The organism is uncultured Friedmanniella sp., assembly GCF_964244285.1.
Taxonomy (GTDB): Bacteria; Actinomycetota; Actinomycetes; order Propionibacteriales; family Propionibacteriaceae; genus Microlunatus.
The window spans coordinates 505,676-519,461 of the sequence record NZ_CAXTHT010000002.1 but is presented as its reverse complement, the minus strand read 5'-3'; the positions used below and the strand labels follow the sequence as shown (position 1 = coordinate 519,461).

Genomic DNA, 13,786 nt, shown 5'->3' with positions numbered 1-13,786 from the left:
GCGGGCGACGCGGCTCAGTCTGGCGGCCCGGCCACTCCGCCGTCAATGGTCCGACCTCGTACCAATAGTGAGGGTCATACGATCGCCTGGTGATGTGGATGGGATCGGTGGAGCTGGACCTGTTGCTCGGCGACGTGCACTCGCTGAAGGAGAAGCGCTCGCTGGTCCGGCCGCTGGTGGCCGAGCTGCGACGCCGCTTCGAGGTCAGCGCCGCCGAGGTCGACCATCTCGACCTGCACCGACGGGCCAGCATCGGTGTCGCCCTGGTCAGCAGCGACCAGCACCACGTGACCGAGGTGCTCGACGCCGCCGAGCGGTTCGCCGCCTACCGCCCCGAGATGGAGCTGCTCTCCGCGCGGCGCCAGCTGCGCACGAGCGAGGACTAGCCCTGCACGGACCGTGTGACGTCTTGTCGTCTGCCAACCCTGACAGTCCGCACTGACGCCGACGTGGAACGAGCCCTGGAGAAGCTGACCCAAGAAGGTATGTCGCGCTCGGAAGCAGCCCGGATGGCGATCCTGGAGACGGAACGGGTCCACCGGCGCGCAGCCCTCCGGGCCGAGGCTGAGTCCTTGCGCAACGACCCGAAGGGCGTCGCCGATTCGCAGGAGCTGGCGTCCGAGATGGACGCGCTCCGTGCGTGGTGACCTACCAGCTAGCGCGCGTCCTGGTCGAGCAGCTCACCGTCGTGATCCAAAGACTCGGCTCGGTCAGTTCGCCGGACGCCTGACCGCCGACGAGCTGCACGCAGTCGATGCGGCCCTCCTCGCCGTCCTCGGGCTGGACTGAGCCTGGAAGGTGACCATGACGCGCCGAGGGTCGCGCCCGCACCAGCCGTCCCGGTGGGACTAGCGGCGGGGGCGGCGAGCCAGCATCGCCCCGGTGAGGCCGCAGACCTCGCCGAAGAGCCACAGCAGGAGCCAGAGCGCGATGGCGTCGCTGTCGTAGGTGACCTGGTGGGCGATGAGGAAGGTGAGCACGCCGAGAACGGCAGTCGTCACCGCGACCGCGCCGACGTCGCGTCGGCTGAGGGTGATCGCCGGCTCCGCTGAGGGCCGGCGGACCGGTAGCGAGGTCGTGGCCGGATCGTCGAGGTCCCCGGTCAGCTCGGCCAGGTCCTGGTGGGTCTGGGCCCGGAGCGCCTGCTCGACGCGAGCATCGAACTCGTCCTCGGTCAGCCGACCGACGACCATTTCCCGGGTCAGCCGGTCGACGCAGGCGTTGCGCTCGACGTCCCCGACCCGCGCTCTCAGCACCTCGCTCATCTCCGCATGCTGGCACGCGATCCCGCTGGGCGCAGCGTGACACACCGGCCTCAGGACAGCGGGGTCTCCAGGTCGTCCCAGCCCTGCTGCGGGGAGGCACAGGTGTCGCGGAAGACGTACTGGGAGACCCGCTTGCGCTGCGAGCTCGACCAGTCGATGGCCGGACGCCGCTGCTCGGCGGGCAGGTAGCCGAGGCGGTAGACCGCCATCAGGTCGAGCTCGGGCGGGACGCCGAAGAGCTGCTCGATCCGGGCCCACTGGCTGGGCACCTCCATCGGGAAGGAGATGAACTGGATGCCCATCCCCACCTCGAGGGTGGTCAGCCAGACGTTCTCCATCGCCGCGCCCATGCTGAACACCGAGTAGAACGAGGAGAGCGCCTCCGGCCGGTACTCGGCGCGGTCCAGCAGCACCGCGATCAGCAGCGGCGACCCGGCCACCAGCTTCCGGTTCTCCTCCCCCAGCGTCTGCGGCACCCGCAGGGCGTTCATCATCCTCTGGCCGCGCTTGGTGAAGACTTGGGAGGTGAACGGCCGCAGCGGTGCGGGCAGCCGGTCGAAGAGCATCCCGTCGCGCCGGGACTCCATCTCCGCGGCGCTGAACCTGAAGTACCGCTTGTACCGCTCGAAGAAGGTGCCGTTGGACATCGACTCGGTCACGCTCTGGCCGCTGATCTCGGACACCTGCTCGATCACGGACCGGTCCTCGGTGAGCACGAACCGCCAGGGCTGGCTGTTCAGCTGCGACGGCGCCCGGCCGGCCACCTCCATCAGCAGCCGCTGGTGCTCCGCGGAGACCGGGTCGGGCAGGAAGTGCCCGTTCGTGGTCTTCCGGCGGCGGACGACGTCGAGGAACTCCACCGTCGACGGCCTACTTCCGGTCGGCGACCAGGGCGGCCGCGTAGAAGGGGGCCGCCGAGGCGGCGACGAGCGCGTGCCGGGGCAGCCGGCTGCCGGCGTAGGGGACCAGGGCCAGCGGGACGGCCGTCGGCAGCAGCCACCAGCCGGACGGCCGCCTCGTGGACGCGGCGGCGACCAGCGCGACGCCGGTCAGGGTCGCGGTGAGGACGTACAGCGCGTGGTGCACCCAACGCGCGCGCCCGGTGACCACGACCCCGGCGGCCACCCCCGTCCCGAGGCAGCAGGAGGCGAGGTAGCTGCCCGCGGCGGCTCGCAACAGCGTCCGGGACCTCCGGCGGCCGAGCTCAGGCACCAGGCGTCCAGCTCAGCAGCAGCCGGAAGGGCGGCGAGGGGGCCACTCGCCAGCCCGGCGGCACGGCAGCGGCCAGCTCGGCGGGCCGGTAGCTCCGCCGGATCGAGCGCAGGCCGTCGGTGAACAGGAACGAGTCGGCGGCCGCCGGCCAGGACAGCGCCGCCCAGGCCGCGTAGGCGAGCCGGCTGCGGCGCAGGTCGTTGTGCAGGGCCAGCCGCAGGGCCAGCCGCTCACTGTCGGCGAGCACGCCGGCCAGGTCGGCCGGCCCGAGGTGGTGCAGCAGGTGGTTGGAGACGACCAGGTCGAAGCGCTCGCCGGACTGCACCAGCTCGGCGCTGTCGGCCTGCCGGAACCGGAGTCCCGCGACGGCCGGGCGCTCGGCGACGAAGGCGTACGCGCGCGGGTCCGGGTCGACGCCGAGCACCTCCAGCTGCAGTCCGTCGTCGCGGGCCCAGCGGTGCAGCGACGCGACCAGGTCCCCGCCGCCGCAGCCGAGGTCGAGCAGCTTCGAGCTGCGGTGGGCCGACAGCAGCGGTCGCAGCACGTCGGCGTAGAGCCGCCGCCAACCCGCGACCAGCCGGTTGACCGCGGCGAACCGGGCGTAGGTCCGGCGCAGGGCGGCGAGGTCGCAGTCCGGGGCGTCCATCAGCTCCACAGCCGTGGTCGAGCGCTGGCCGAGACCCGGGCTCACGAGGCGGTCCGGCGGGTCAGCAGCGCGCTCTCCACGCTCACGCCGGGTCCGAACGCCAGGGCGCACACGGTCGCCGGCACCGCGTCGGCCGCGGCCAGCAGCTCCCGCAGCACGAACAGCACGGTGGCGCTGGACATGTTGCCGTAGCGGCGCAGCACCTCCCGGGACGGGCCGAGCTGGTCCTCGGTCAGCGCGAGCGCGGACTGCACCCGGTCGAGGATGCTGCGGCCACCCGGGTGCACGGCCCAGAGGTCGATCTCGGCGAGCCCGCGACCCTCCCGGCCGTCCCCGACCAGCGGCTTCAGGGCCTGGGGCAGGTGCGCCTCGACCAGCCGCGGGATCCGGCTGCTCAGCACCATGTCGAAGCCGGCGTTGCCGATCGTCCAGGCCATGTCGTCCTCGCCCTCGACGACCAGGGTCGAGGAGAACGCGTCCAGGTCCAGCAGCGGGGTACCGGCCGGCGCAGGACGAGCGGTCACCACCGCAGCCGCGCCGCCGTCGGCGAACAACGACGAGCTGAGGACGGTGTCGGTGTCGTCCGCGGCGTGCAGGTGCAGGGTGCAGAGCTCGACGGCGACCACCAGCACGACGGCCGCGGGGTCGGCGCGGCAGACGTCCGCCGCGGTCCGCAGCGCGGGAAAGGCGGCGTAGCAGCCCAGGAACCCGATGTGCGTGCGCTGGGTGGTGGGCGCCAGCCCGAGCGCGCGGACGATCTCGATGTCCGGCCCGGGCGCGTAGAAGCCGGTGCAGGAGACGGTCACCACGTGGCTGACGTCGGTCGCGTCCAGCCCCGGCGCACCGGCGAGCGCGTCGCGCGCCGCGGTCACGAAGAGGCGACCCGCCTCCCGGCGGTAGAGGTCGTTGCGGGTACCGGTGAGCGGGCTCAGCAGCCGGCCGGTGCCGGGTTCCAGGAAGGTCCCGCCCCCCGCGCTGCCGCCGTCGGCGAGCTCGGCGATCACGGTGTGCCGGGTGTCGATGGCCGCGGCGTCGAAGACCGAGGTGATCCGCCGCACCCCGAGCCGGCTCCGCTCCGGCTGCCGCGCGAAGAGGTCGCGGATCTCGTCCTGCGCCAGGACGGTCTCGGGCACCACGGTCGCGAGGGATCGGATGCTGACGGCCACGCCCCCACTCTGCACCTCACCCGCAAGCGGGACTCAGGTGCCTCCTCAGCCGCGGTCGCGGCGGCCAGCGGCGTACGGGTCCCCGAGGTCGACGTCGATGACCAGCCGCGCCGGGTCGAGCAACGAGGCCTCGCGGTGGCACCGGTAGCGGCCCTCACCGTCGGTGCCGGAGATCGTGTTGCCGTCCTCGATCACGTCGCCGGCCTCGAAGACGTAGACCCCGGTGGCGAACAGCAGCTCGGCGATCTCGCCCGGTTCCCGGTCGCGGAAGTGGCACTGCACGTCAGGCAGGTCGAAGACGTGCAGGCCGAGGGTGTCCATGGCCAGCGCCTGCTCGTCGTGCGCGTCGGCGTACATCCGCACGTTGATCACGCCGTCGAGGTCCTCGGGCCCGAAGGTCGCCGGGTCGCTGAGCCGCTGGCTGTGCGCCCAGTGGATCGCGGCGGGCTGCGTGGCACCGGCCAGGGCCGCCACGACCCGGCCGAGGGCGGAGAGCCGCTCCGCCGGGGTGCGGCTCTCGACCAGCATCTCGGTCACCAGCACGCTCGCCCGGCAGCCCGCCAGCGCGGACTCCGCCTCGGGCCAGCTCCAGGTCTGGCTGAGGTCGGGCAACGTCTTGCCGTCCGCACCCAACGGCGAGCCGGCCACCACGACGGTCACCAGCGGCGGCGCCTCCCCGGTACCGAGAGGATGCGGCACGGTGAAGGAGCCGTTCTGGGCCTCCGCCTCGGGCGAGACCTCGCGCAGCGCGGCCAGCAGAGCCGGGTCGTCGAGCTCGGGCGGGGCTTCGTACCAGAGCTCGGCGACCAGGGACAGGGCTTCGCTCATGCTTCCTCCTCGACGGCCCGGACCGCGTCCGCGATCCGCTGCGGGCAGTCCAGCATCATCAGGTGCCGAGAGTCTTCTACCACCACCTGCCGAGCGGCCAGCAGGTCGGCCAGCCGGCGCTGGGCGTGCACCCAGCTCGACCCACCGTCCCCGGCCGCGGTGAGCACGACCGTCGGGAGCCCCGGCCACGGACGCTCGGCCCGGACGCGGTCGAGATCGCGGAGCTGGTCGGTGTAGGCCCCGTTCTCGGCCACCACACTGGCCGCCGCGTCGGGATCGCCAAGCGCAGCCACGGCCGGCATCGGTTCCCAGAGCCGCAGCCGGCTCTGGGCGGCGACCACCACCCGGCCGCCGAGCCGGGCCACCAGCCGGAGCGGCGGCGGCCGCAGTCCCGACTGAACAGCGCGGGCGGCGACCAGCCAGAACGCCCGGAGCGCTCGGTCGCGCCGACCGGCCGGTCGCAGGTCCCACTCGACGCTGCCGTCGACCACGACCAGTCCCTGGACCAGCTCCGGGTACCGGCGGACGAACACCTCGGCATGCGGGCCGGCCATCGAGTGCCCCACGAGCACGACCGGCACCCGGGTCCGCCCGACCAGAGCCGCCAGTGTGGCAACCTCCTCGTCCAACCGCGGCAGCCGCCCCGGCCAGGGCGTGCCGAGCATCCCTGGCCGGTCCAGTCGGACCACGCAACGCCCGGGCAGCAGGTCGACCACCGGCTGCCACAGCGCCGACGGCACCCCGCAGCCGCCGAGCAGCACCACCGCCGGCCGGCGGCCCTCCTGCTCGGTCAGCCACACCCGGCGTCCCCCCAGCTCGACCGCGCTCACCGGACGCCGGACCGCTCGACCACGGGCTCGACGACGGAGTCACCGGCCGCCCCGGCCAGGTCGCATCCCAGCACCGCGAACCACAGCGAGGCGACCAGCACCATCAGCGCCTGGGGGTAGCCGAGGCCGGGTGCGCCGAGCACCAGCATCGCCATCATCACCACCAGGGCCGCCACCTCGACGACCGTCAGCACCAGCACCAGCCGCCGGACGACGACGCCACGCCCCACCCAGGTCGGGCCAAGCCTCAGAGCGAGGTAGGCCGCCACCATCGAGGCGACGATGCCGGTCTGCGCGCCCACGCTGGTCCAGGTGTGGGCGTAGTGCGGCCAGGACAGCCGGCCCGTCTCCTCCGCCACCCGGCAGGCGTGGCTCAAGGTCGGCGAGCAGTCCATGGAAGAGAAGGCGTCCAGCGAAGTCGAGAGCGCGAACAGCAGCAGACCCAGCCAGGCCACCACCTCCCAGCGGCTCGCCACCCCACGCTCCCGGGCCAGGTGACGGGCCCTGAGCACCAGCACCAGCGTGATCACGGCCGTCACGAGGTCCCCGCCCCGGAAGAAGAAGCTGTGCGGCTGGTCGGAGGCGGAGAACTCCGACAGGTAGCCGTCGAAGATCCGGCGATGCCCGTTGACTTGCCAGAACACCCAGGTGTTGTAGGTCAGCACCGTGACCGCACCCAGCAGGGGCCAGCCGAGTCGCCTCACCGGCCCTCATCCCGGCGGCGGGGCCGCACCAGCGGGAACGCGATCGTCTCCCGGATCGAGGCCTGGGTCAGCAGCATCACCAGCCGGTCCATGCCCATCCCCAGCCCGCCGGAAGGCGGCATGGCGTGCTCCAGCGCGACCAGGAAGTCCTCGTCCAGCTCCATCGCCTCCGGGTCGCCGCCGGCAGCCTGCAGCGACTGGGCGGTCAGCCGAGCGCGCTGCTCGACCGGGTCGACCAGCTCGGAGTACGCCGTGCCGATCTCGGCGCCGAAGGCCACCAGGTCCCAGCGCTCGGCCAACCGGGGGTCGTCCCGGTGGGCGCGGGTGAGCGGTGAGACCTCCGCCGGGAAGTCGGTGTAGAAGGTCGGCCGGACGGTCCGGGCTTCCACCAGGTGCTCGTAGAGCTCGAGCACCACCGCGCCGCGGCTCGACCTCGGGTCGAGGTCGAGACCGATCCGGCGAGCCAGCGCGGCCAGCTCGGCGGGGGACGTGTCGGCCGTGACCGGGACCCCCGCGGCGGCGCCGATCGCGTCGTGCACGGTGACCACGGGCCACGGCTCGCCGAGGTCGACCTCGTGGCTGCGGCCCTGCTGGTCGGTGCCGTGCACCACCGGTGAACCGCTCACGGCGCGGGCGGCCGTGCTCACCAGCTGCTGGGCCACGGTCCGCATCGTCGTGTAGTCCCCGTACGCCTGGTAGGCCTCGAGCATCGTGAACTCGGGGTTGTGGGTGGCGTCGGCGCCCTCGTTGCGGAAGTTGCGCCCGATCTCGAACAGCCGGTCGACCCCACCCACCATCAGCCGCTTGAGGTAGAGCTCCGGGGCGATCCGAAGGTAGAGGTCGAGGTCGTAGGCGTTGATGTGGGTACGGAAGGGCCGGGCGTTGGCGCCGCCGTGCACGGTCTGCAGGACAGGGGTCTCGACCTCGAGGTAGCCGAGCTCGTGGAGGGTGTCCCGGACGGCGCGGATCGTCCGCGAGCGGGCGGTCAGGCGGCTCCGGGCCGCGGCGCTCACCGTGAGGTCGAGGTAGCGCTGCCGGACGCGGGTCTCGGGATCACGGAGACCGCCGTCACGAGCCACGGCGCGATGGTCCGGCGGGGGTCGCAGGGCCTTGGCCGTGAGCAGCCAGCCGGTCACCTCGAGCGAGAGCTCACCGGCGCGGGACAGCACCACCATGCCCTCGGCGCCGACGTGGTCGCCGCGGCCGACGGCCTGCCGCAGCTCGGCCATGGCCGCCGCTCCGGCGACCTCGTGGGTCAGCATCAGCTGGGTCTGGCCGCTCCAGTCCTGGAGGTGGAGGAAGATCACGCCGCCGAAGTCGCGGACGGCGAGCACCCGACCCGCCACGGAGGCCGACATCCCCAGCCGCAGCTCCGCGGTGCTGCGGCTGGGCCGGAACGAGGGCGGGTACGGGTCGACGCCGCGGGCCAGCAGCCCGCTGCGCACCGCCATCCGCTGCCGCACCTGCTCCGGCACCCGCGCCGGGGACGCCTCGACGGCGAGAGCCGCCACAGAGGTCGGGACGGGCCGGCTGCCGGACGTGAGCGCCGAGACGTCGGTCAGCCGCGGCCGCAGGAACGTGGGCAGGTCGATGAAGCCCTCGGCCACCCCCGACGCCGCACCGACCAGCGCGATGTCGCGCGCCTCGTCGAAGCAGAGGAACCGCGGCTGCCACGTCGGGTGGTACTTGACGTTGGAGCGGTACAGCGACTCGATCTGCCACCAGCGGGAGGCGACCAGCAGCAGCCGCCGCCAGACCCGCAGCACCGGTCCGGCACCGATCCGGGCGCCCTCCTCGAACGCCGAGCGGAAGACCGCGAAGTTCAGCGACACGCTGTGCAACCCCAGGTTGCGACCCTCGGCCATCAACCCGCAGACCATCAGCTCGGTGACGCCGTTGTCGGCCTGCGGCGAGCGGCGCATCACGTCCAGGGAGAAGCCGTCACTCCCCCACGGCACGAAGGACAGCAGCCCGGCCACGTCGTCGACGGGTCCCGGACCGGTGCGGTCGGCCGGGAAGAGCGCCTCGACCATCAGGCAGTCGGCGTCGGCCGGGTCGCCGAGCCGTCCCAGCGCCATCGAGAAGCCCCGCTCGGTCTCGGTGTCGCGCCAGGCGTCGACCAGCCCGACCAGCTGCACCATCTCCGCCGCCGGGATCTGGCCGTGACGGCGGATCCGGGTGCGGTAGCCCATCCGCTCCAGCCGCTGCACCGCCTGCCGGACCGGTCGCAGCTCACGGGAGTCCAGCTGGAAGTCCCGGGTGGTGAGCACGGCCTCGTCGCCCAGCCGGATCACCCGCATCCCCGCCCGCGCGTACGCGGTGGCACCGGCCTCACTGGCCCCGATCACCGCGGGCGTCCAGCCGTAGGTCTGGGTCAGCTCCTGCCAGGCGGTGATCGCGCCCGGCCAGTGGTCGAGCGGCCCGAGCGGGTCACTGCTGGCCAGGCAGACACCGAGGTCGACCCGGTAGGTGACCGCGGCCCGACCGCTCGGGGCGAAGACGACCGACTTGTCCCGGCGGGTCGCGAAGTAGGCGAGGGAGTCCTGCCCCGACTCGGCCACCAGCGCCCGGACCCGGGGCTCGTCGTCGGCCGACATCGCCGCGGCCCGGCGCTGGGACCGCATCAGGGCGACCAGGGCGACCAGCAGGCTGAGACCGACCAGCACGCCGACGACGGTGTTGATCCACGACGGCGGCGCGTTGACGGCCGGCGGGTCGACGTCGTTGTCGCTGCCGAAGATGACCACCACGATCCGGCGCAGGATCCAGACCGAGCGACCGCGCGGGCCGGCCAGCTGGTTGGGGAAGATCGACACCAGGGCCATCGCGACCCCGAAGCTCACCGCCAGCCCGGCGACCAGCGCGACCAGCGCCTTGCGGAGGCCGCCGGGGGGCCGCCGGGCGGTGAACTCGGCCCGGTACACCACGAGGCAGGCGGTCAGGAAGCCGAGGGCCGGCAGGTTGAAGGCGAACCGGGCCAGCAACGGCAGGGACGCGTAGTCGACCTGGTCGCCGGTGGCCCCGATCACCAGGGTGACCACCGCGAGCAGGTCGCCGACCAGCGAGAGCCCGCAGAGCACCAGGGCCACCACCCATGCCGTCTGCTTCCGCCGGGCCAGGGCGCCACCGATGATGGCCAGGAAGATCGCGAAGCCGAGGGTGCCGCCGTCCACCGGCAGCACGACGGTGGAGTAGACGTCGACCACCACGCCGGTCCAGAAGACGCCGGGGGCCAGCGCCTGCAGGGCCAGCACCGCCGCGCCGACGAAGAACAGCCGGGAGACCACGAAGGGCAGCTTCGGCAGCCGACGCCGGGCCGCCGGTGGGGTGCCCCGGCCCCGCCGGGTGCTCGTCGGTACGGCCGCCGGGGTGCGGACCGTCTCCGTGGTGCTCACGGTCCCACTCTGGCAGACCGCACCCACTTTTCCGGGCGTCGCGACGCACGCCTCAGGTCGGGACGGCGGCCAGCACGAGCCAGCCGTGAGCGGGTCCGACGACGTGCTGGTCCGGGCCGTCGGCCCGCTCGTCACCCAGCCGGACCAGGACCTCGGTCCGGGCCCGCCGCGCGAGCTCGTGCGCCCCCGCGCCCCACCGTCGCGCCAGCTCGACGCTGACCGGCTCCGGCAGCAGCGCGAGCACCAGCGCGAGGTGGCCCAGCTCGTCCAGCGGCAGCGGCGGGACGGCCCGGCCCCGCAGCCCGGCACCCAGCCAGCCGCCGAGCGCGACCGTCCGGGCCAGCAGGCCGGCCGGCGTCGGGCCCGACTGCGGCATCGTCACCACCTCGAGCTCCACCAAGGCGGCCTGGTCGCGTCGGGCGGTCGGCGCGGCACCGGCGGCGGGACCAGCCGCGGCTTCGGCCACCAGCGCACGGAGGTGGTCGAGAACCGGCGCGACCGACCGGCCGGCGACCAGCCGGGCCAGGCACACCCGGGTGGCGGCCACGCCCAGCCCGGGCTCGGGTCGAGCGGCCGAGAGCACCCCGCGGGTCGCCCAGGCCAACGGCTCCGGGTCGGCGGTCCGCAGGTGCTCACCACAGAGGAAGGCCACGGTCCGGGGGTCGAACGGCCCCTCCTCGGGCAGCCGGCTGCCGAACAGGTCCAGCCCGTCCTCGGCGGCGATCTGGTCATCGGGCCCGAGGCCCCGGGCCAGCCCGTGCTGGACCACCAGCGCGGCGTCCACGTCGGCGAGGCGGAGGGTGCCGGCCCCCGTCCGGGGACCGGCGACCAGCGTCGACGCCGCGTCCGCGAGCGTGGCTTCCAGCGGCTCGGCGACACCGATCTCGTAGCGGGTCACCCCGCGGGCCGAACGCGTCTCGACGCCGTAGCGGCCGGCGGCGGACGCCGTCAGCTCGAGCCGGTCGCGGACGGTCTCGGCGTGCAGGCCCTCGTCCAGCACCAGGGCCGCGTCCTCGTCGGCGGTCAGCGTCACGACCTCGTCCAGCCCGATGTCCAGCCGCCGGGGCACCCCGGCCGCGACGGTCCGGTCGAAGGCCCGGGGCGAGGCGTGGAAGTCCAGGTGCCACTGCTCGACGTAACGGGCGCCGGGCTCCAGGAGGACGGGACCGACCTCCAGACCGGCGGCGTCCGCGTGCTGCACCGCGCCCAGCCGGAGCAGGGCGCCCAGCAGCGGACCGCTCCCGCCGGCCGGCAGGACGGCGAAGCTGCCGGTCGCTCCCGCCGTGAGCGCCCAGACGGGTCGGTCCGTCGGCAGCCGCCAGGCCAGCTGCACCCGCTCGAGCTGTCTCGGGGCCGAGCCGGCGTTGACCAGGGTCACCCGAAGGCCCCACCCGGCGGCGAAGCCGTGCCGCACCACCAGCCGCAGGTCCCCGCTGCGCCGCACCACCTCGACCTCGTCCACGTCGAGCGCGACCTCGGGCGACGACCAGGTCACGGGTCCTCCGCGCGTCCACACCTCGACCTCGCCGAGTGAGCTCAGGTAGGCCCCCGGAGCGGACGCGTGGCGCACGGAGGTGACGGTGCCGGTGGCGTCGAGCGCCACCTCGGCGCCGCCCCAGCCGAACACCGACTCCGGCATCACCCTCCTGCTGCTGCTCTGGACGCGACGCGTCGGGTAACGCTTGCGTGAACGGCCCCGCGGAGCACGGTAACGGGCTTACGGTGGGCGCCATGAATGGTGCGGGGGCGCCGGGGGCACGGAACCCGAGCAGGAGCGGCGGCGGATCGCACGCCGGGCACGGCCACGACGGACGCGACCTGTGGCCCCGAGACTTCGGCCGCGACGGCGTCTCCGGCCTCGTCACCCTGGACCGGGCACTGCGGGCCCGCGAGGTCTCGCGGCCCGACCCCGAGGACGAGCGGATGGCCTCCGACGTCCTCGCCGAGCTGCTGGCCCGGGTGGACGGTCGGCGTCAGCCGGCGGCGCGGTCGCGTTCGTAGTCGGCCAGCAGCGCGATCCGCCGCGCGTGCCGCGCCTCGCCGCTGAACGGGGTGGCCAGGAAGGCCCGGACCAGGGTGAGAGCCTCTTCCTCGGTGTGCATCCGGGCGCCGATGGAGATGACGTTGGCGTCGTTGTGCTGCCGGGCGAGAGTGGCGGTGTCCAGGTCGTAGGCGAGCGCCGCCCGGGTCCCCACGACCTTGTTGGCCGCGATCTGCTCGCCGTTGCCGGAGCCGCCGACGACCACGGCCAGCGAACCGGGCTCGGCGACGGCGGCCGCGGCCGCGGGGATGCAGTAGACGGGGTAGTCGTCCTCGGCGTCGTAGGCGTGGGGACCGTGGTCCACCACGTCGTGCCCGTCGGCGGTCAGGGCCGTGACGAGGTAGGTCTTCAGCTCGAAGCCGGCGTGGTCGGTACCGATGTGTACGCGCATGCCCGCAGTCTGGCAGAGACCACCCGCGCCGGGTCCGCCCTCCACCGGCCGGCGGTTCCTATGCTGAGCCGGTGCCCGCCCTCCCCCCGCCGTCGCGGCTGACCCGCCGGGCGCTGCTCGGCGCGGCCGGCGCCGTCGCCGTCGGCAGCCTGCTGGGCTGTGACGGGCCGAGCGCCCCGGCTCCGGCGTCCTGGCAGCAACGCCTGCGGACGGCCACCCCGGGCTCGCCGCGCCGGATCGCCTTCCTCGGCGACTCGATCAGCTTCGGCGGCGGGCCGCCGCCGGGTTCGGGCAGTTCCCTGCCCAAGTACCGCTGGTGCTACCCCGGCCAGCTGCGGGCCGCCCTGGACACCACCTACGGCGCCGCCGGCACGGGCTGGGTCCTGATGAACCACGCCCTGTGGCCGGTCACCGCGGCCAACCGGGGGTGGGAGCCGCGGGTCAGGGTCGTGGGCCGGGTCACCAAGGAGGCGGCCGGACCGTTCAAGCGGGCCTGCTTCGGCATCCCGGCGGGCGGCCGCCGGCCGCGCTCGTACGTCGAGTTCACCGCGGCCGGGAGCCGCTTCACCACCCTGGTCCGCGGCCAGCCGGGCGGTCGCAGCCGTCAGCTCGTCTCCGTCGACGGCGGTGCTCTGCACTCGCTCGCCAACGTGGCGGCCCCGGCGCCCGGGCTGCTGCGGAGCGACATCCCCACCGGCTCAGCCGGGCGGCACACGATCCGGGTCTGGGGCGACGTCGGCCGCTGCGATCTCGTCGCGGTGTCGGCCAGCACCGGCGAGGGGCTCTACCTGGTCGACAACGTGTCGTCCTCCGGTGAGTCCCTGCTCACCTTCCTGGGTCCGGCCGACCCCGCGCTGGAGCCGCTGTTCGGGCTGCCCTACGTGGCGAGGTTCGCCTTCGACCTGTTGGTGGTCGAGCTCGGGACCAACGACTACAACGCCGGCCGGCCGCTCGAGGAGGTCGAGCCGGAGGTCCGGCTGCTGCTGGACCGGCAGCGGGCGACGGGCGGCGACGTGGTGCTGACCTTCCCACCGGTCTCGGCCCCCTCGCTGCACCCGGCCGGCGGCCCCACGTACGCCGAGTACGTGGACCGCTACGCCGCGATCGCCAGCGCCACGGGTACGCCCTTCCTCGACCTCAGCCACCTGTGGGGTGCGACCTTCGCCGAGGCCGACGCCGTCCGGCCGCAGAAGTACGCCGACCACGCCATCCACCCCAGCGACTCCGGCGCCGCCGACATCGCCGCGCGGGTCCGCTCGTTCCTGGAACTCTGAGGAGCGGACTGGCCACTCCGGGTGCGTTCGGCTA

At 74.0% G+C, this 13,786-nt stretch carries 15 protein-coding genes; 4 read left to right on the top strand and 11 right to left on the bottom strand.

Features of this window, described 5'->3' with window-relative positions; genetic code table 11:
• Positions 1-92 precede the first annotated feature (92 nt).
• Complete coding sequence (locus tag ACFE7W_RS06760) at positions 93-386, top strand: DUF503 domain-containing protein (protein ID WP_375424222.1); 294 nt, start codon at positions 93-95, stop codon at positions 384-386.
• 123 nt (positions 387-509) lie between these two features.
• The gene (locus ACFE7W_RS06755; RefSeq protein WP_375423982.1) at positions 510-647 is read left to right on the top strand and encodes a hypothetical protein; all 138 of its coding nucleotides are present in this window, start codon (positions 510-512) and stop codon (positions 645-647) included.
• Positions 648-848: 201 nt separating this feature from the next.
• On the opposite strand, the gene ACFE7W_RS06750 is transcribed toward ACFE7W_RS06755, so the two are convergent.
• The 10 genes from ACFE7W_RS06750 to ACFE7W_RS06705 form a co-directional block, all read right to left on the bottom strand.
• Positions 849-1,265, bottom strand: a complete 417-nt coding sequence (locus ACFE7W_RS06750; RefSeq protein ID WP_375423981.1) for a DUF1707 domain-containing protein — start codon at positions 1,263-1,265, stop codon at positions 849-851.
• Between the two features lie 50 nt (positions 1,266-1,315).
• Complete coding sequence (locus ACFE7W_RS06745; RefSeq protein WP_375423980.1) at positions 1,316-2,125, bottom strand: nitroreductase family protein; 810 nt, start codon at positions 2,123-2,125, stop codon at positions 1,316-1,318.
• Between the two features lie 10 nt (positions 2,126-2,135).
• Positions 2,136-2,477, bottom strand: a complete 342-nt coding sequence (locus ACFE7W_RS06740; RefSeq protein ID WP_375423979.1) for a hypothetical protein — start codon at positions 2,475-2,477, stop codon at positions 2,136-2,138.
• The gene (locus tag ACFE7W_RS06735; protein ID WP_375423978.1) at positions 2,470-3,168 is read right to left on the bottom strand and encodes a class I SAM-dependent methyltransferase; all 699 of its coding nucleotides are present in this window, start codon (positions 3,166-3,168) and stop codon (positions 2,470-2,472) included. Before ACFE7W_RS06735 ends, ACFE7W_RS06740 begins: the two co-directional genes overlap by 8 nt.
• The gene (locus tag ACFE7W_RS06730; protein ID WP_375423977.1) at positions 3,165-4,289 is read right to left on the bottom strand and encodes a type III polyketide synthase; all 1,125 of its coding nucleotides are present in this window, start codon (positions 4,287-4,289) and stop codon (positions 3,165-3,167) included. The genes ACFE7W_RS06735 and ACFE7W_RS06730 overlap by 4 nt, the downstream gene beginning before the upstream one ends.
• A gap of 45 nt (positions 4,290-4,334) precedes the next feature.
• The gene (locus tag ACFE7W_RS06725) at positions 4,335-5,117 is read right to left on the bottom strand and encodes a DUF4261 domain-containing protein (RefSeq protein WP_375423976.1); all 783 of its coding nucleotides are present in this window, start codon (positions 5,115-5,117) and stop codon (positions 4,335-4,337) included.
• Entirely contained in the window at positions 5,114-5,947 is an 834-nt protein-coding gene (locus ACFE7W_RS06720) for an alpha/beta fold hydrolase (RefSeq protein WP_375423975.1), read from the bottom strand. The genes ACFE7W_RS06725 and ACFE7W_RS06720 overlap by 4 nt, the downstream gene beginning before the upstream one ends.
• Positions 5,944-6,651 (bottom strand): DUF998 domain-containing protein, encoded by a 708-nt coding sequence (locus ACFE7W_RS06715; RefSeq protein WP_375423974.1) that lies wholly within the window; start codon positions 6,649-6,651, stop codon positions 5,944-5,946. Before ACFE7W_RS06715 ends, ACFE7W_RS06720 begins: the two co-directional genes overlap by 4 nt.
• Positions 6,648-9,938, bottom strand: coding sequence for a bifunctional lysylphosphatidylglycerol synthetase/lysine--tRNA ligase LysX (lysX, locus tag ACFE7W_RS06710; protein ID WP_375424221.1), 3,291 nt, complete (start codon positions 9,936-9,938; stop codon positions 6,648-6,650). Before lysX ends, ACFE7W_RS06715 begins: the two co-directional genes overlap by 4 nt.
• Before the next feature lie 160 nt (positions 9,939-10,098).
• Complete coding sequence (locus ACFE7W_RS06705; RefSeq protein ID WP_375423973.1) at positions 10,099-11,685, bottom strand: hypothetical protein; 1,587 nt, start codon at positions 11,683-11,685, stop codon at positions 10,099-10,101.
• 92 nt (positions 11,686-11,777) lie between these two features.
• Between ACFE7W_RS06705 and ACFE7W_RS06700 the strand changes: the two genes are divergently transcribed.
• The gene (locus tag ACFE7W_RS06700; protein ID WP_375423972.1) at positions 11,778-12,047 is read left to right on the top strand and encodes a hypothetical protein; all 270 of its coding nucleotides are present in this window, start codon (positions 11,778-11,780) and stop codon (positions 12,045-12,047) included.
• On the opposite strand, the gene ACFE7W_RS06695 is transcribed toward ACFE7W_RS06700, so the two are convergent.
• Positions 12,020-12,478 (bottom strand): ribose-5-phosphate isomerase, encoded by a 459-nt coding sequence (locus ACFE7W_RS06695; protein WP_375423971.1) that lies wholly within the window; start codon positions 12,476-12,478, stop codon positions 12,020-12,022. The two genes, ACFE7W_RS06700 and ACFE7W_RS06695, sit on opposite strands and share 28 nt — an antisense overlap.
• Before the next feature lie 71 nt (positions 12,479-12,549).
• Between ACFE7W_RS06695 and ACFE7W_RS06690 the strand changes: the two genes are divergently transcribed.
• Positions 12,550-13,752: an SGNH/GDSL hydrolase family protein gene (locus tag ACFE7W_RS06690; RefSeq protein WP_375423970.1), complete on the top strand. Its 1,203-nt coding sequence runs from the start codon at positions 12,550-12,552 to the stop codon at positions 13,750-13,752.
• Positions 13,753-13,786: the final 34 nt, after the last annotated feature.

Bases quoted from the DNA above. Each gene is read 5' to 3' on its own strand.
- ACFE7W_RS06760 (WP_375424222.1), top strand. From the start codon at position 93: ATGTGGATGGGATCGGTGGAGCTGGACCTGTTGCTCGGCGACGTGCAC.
- ACFE7W_RS06755 (WP_375423982.1), top strand. From the start codon at position 510: ATGGCGATCCTGGAGACGGAACGGGTCCACCGGCGCGCAGCCCTCCGG.
- ACFE7W_RS06750 (WP_375423981.1), bottom strand. From the start codon at position 1,265: ATGAGCGAGGTGCTGAGAGCGCGGGTCGGGGACGTCGAGCGCAACGCC.
- ACFE7W_RS06725 (WP_375423976.1), bottom strand. From the start codon at position 5,117: ATGAGCGAAGCCCTGTCCCTGGTCGCCGAGCTCTGGTACGAAGCCCCG.
- ACFE7W_RS06705 (WP_375423973.1), bottom strand. From the start codon at position 11,685: ATGCCGGAGTCGGTGTTCGGCTGGGGCGGCGCCGAGGTGGCGCTCGAC.
- ACFE7W_RS06700 (WP_375423972.1), top strand. From the start codon at position 11,778: ATGAATGGTGCGGGGGCGCCGGGGGCACGGAACCCGAGCAGGAGCGGC.
- ACFE7W_RS06695 (WP_375423971.1), bottom strand. From the start codon at position 12,478: ATGCGCGTACACATCGGTACCGACCACGCCGGCTTCGAGCTGAAGACC.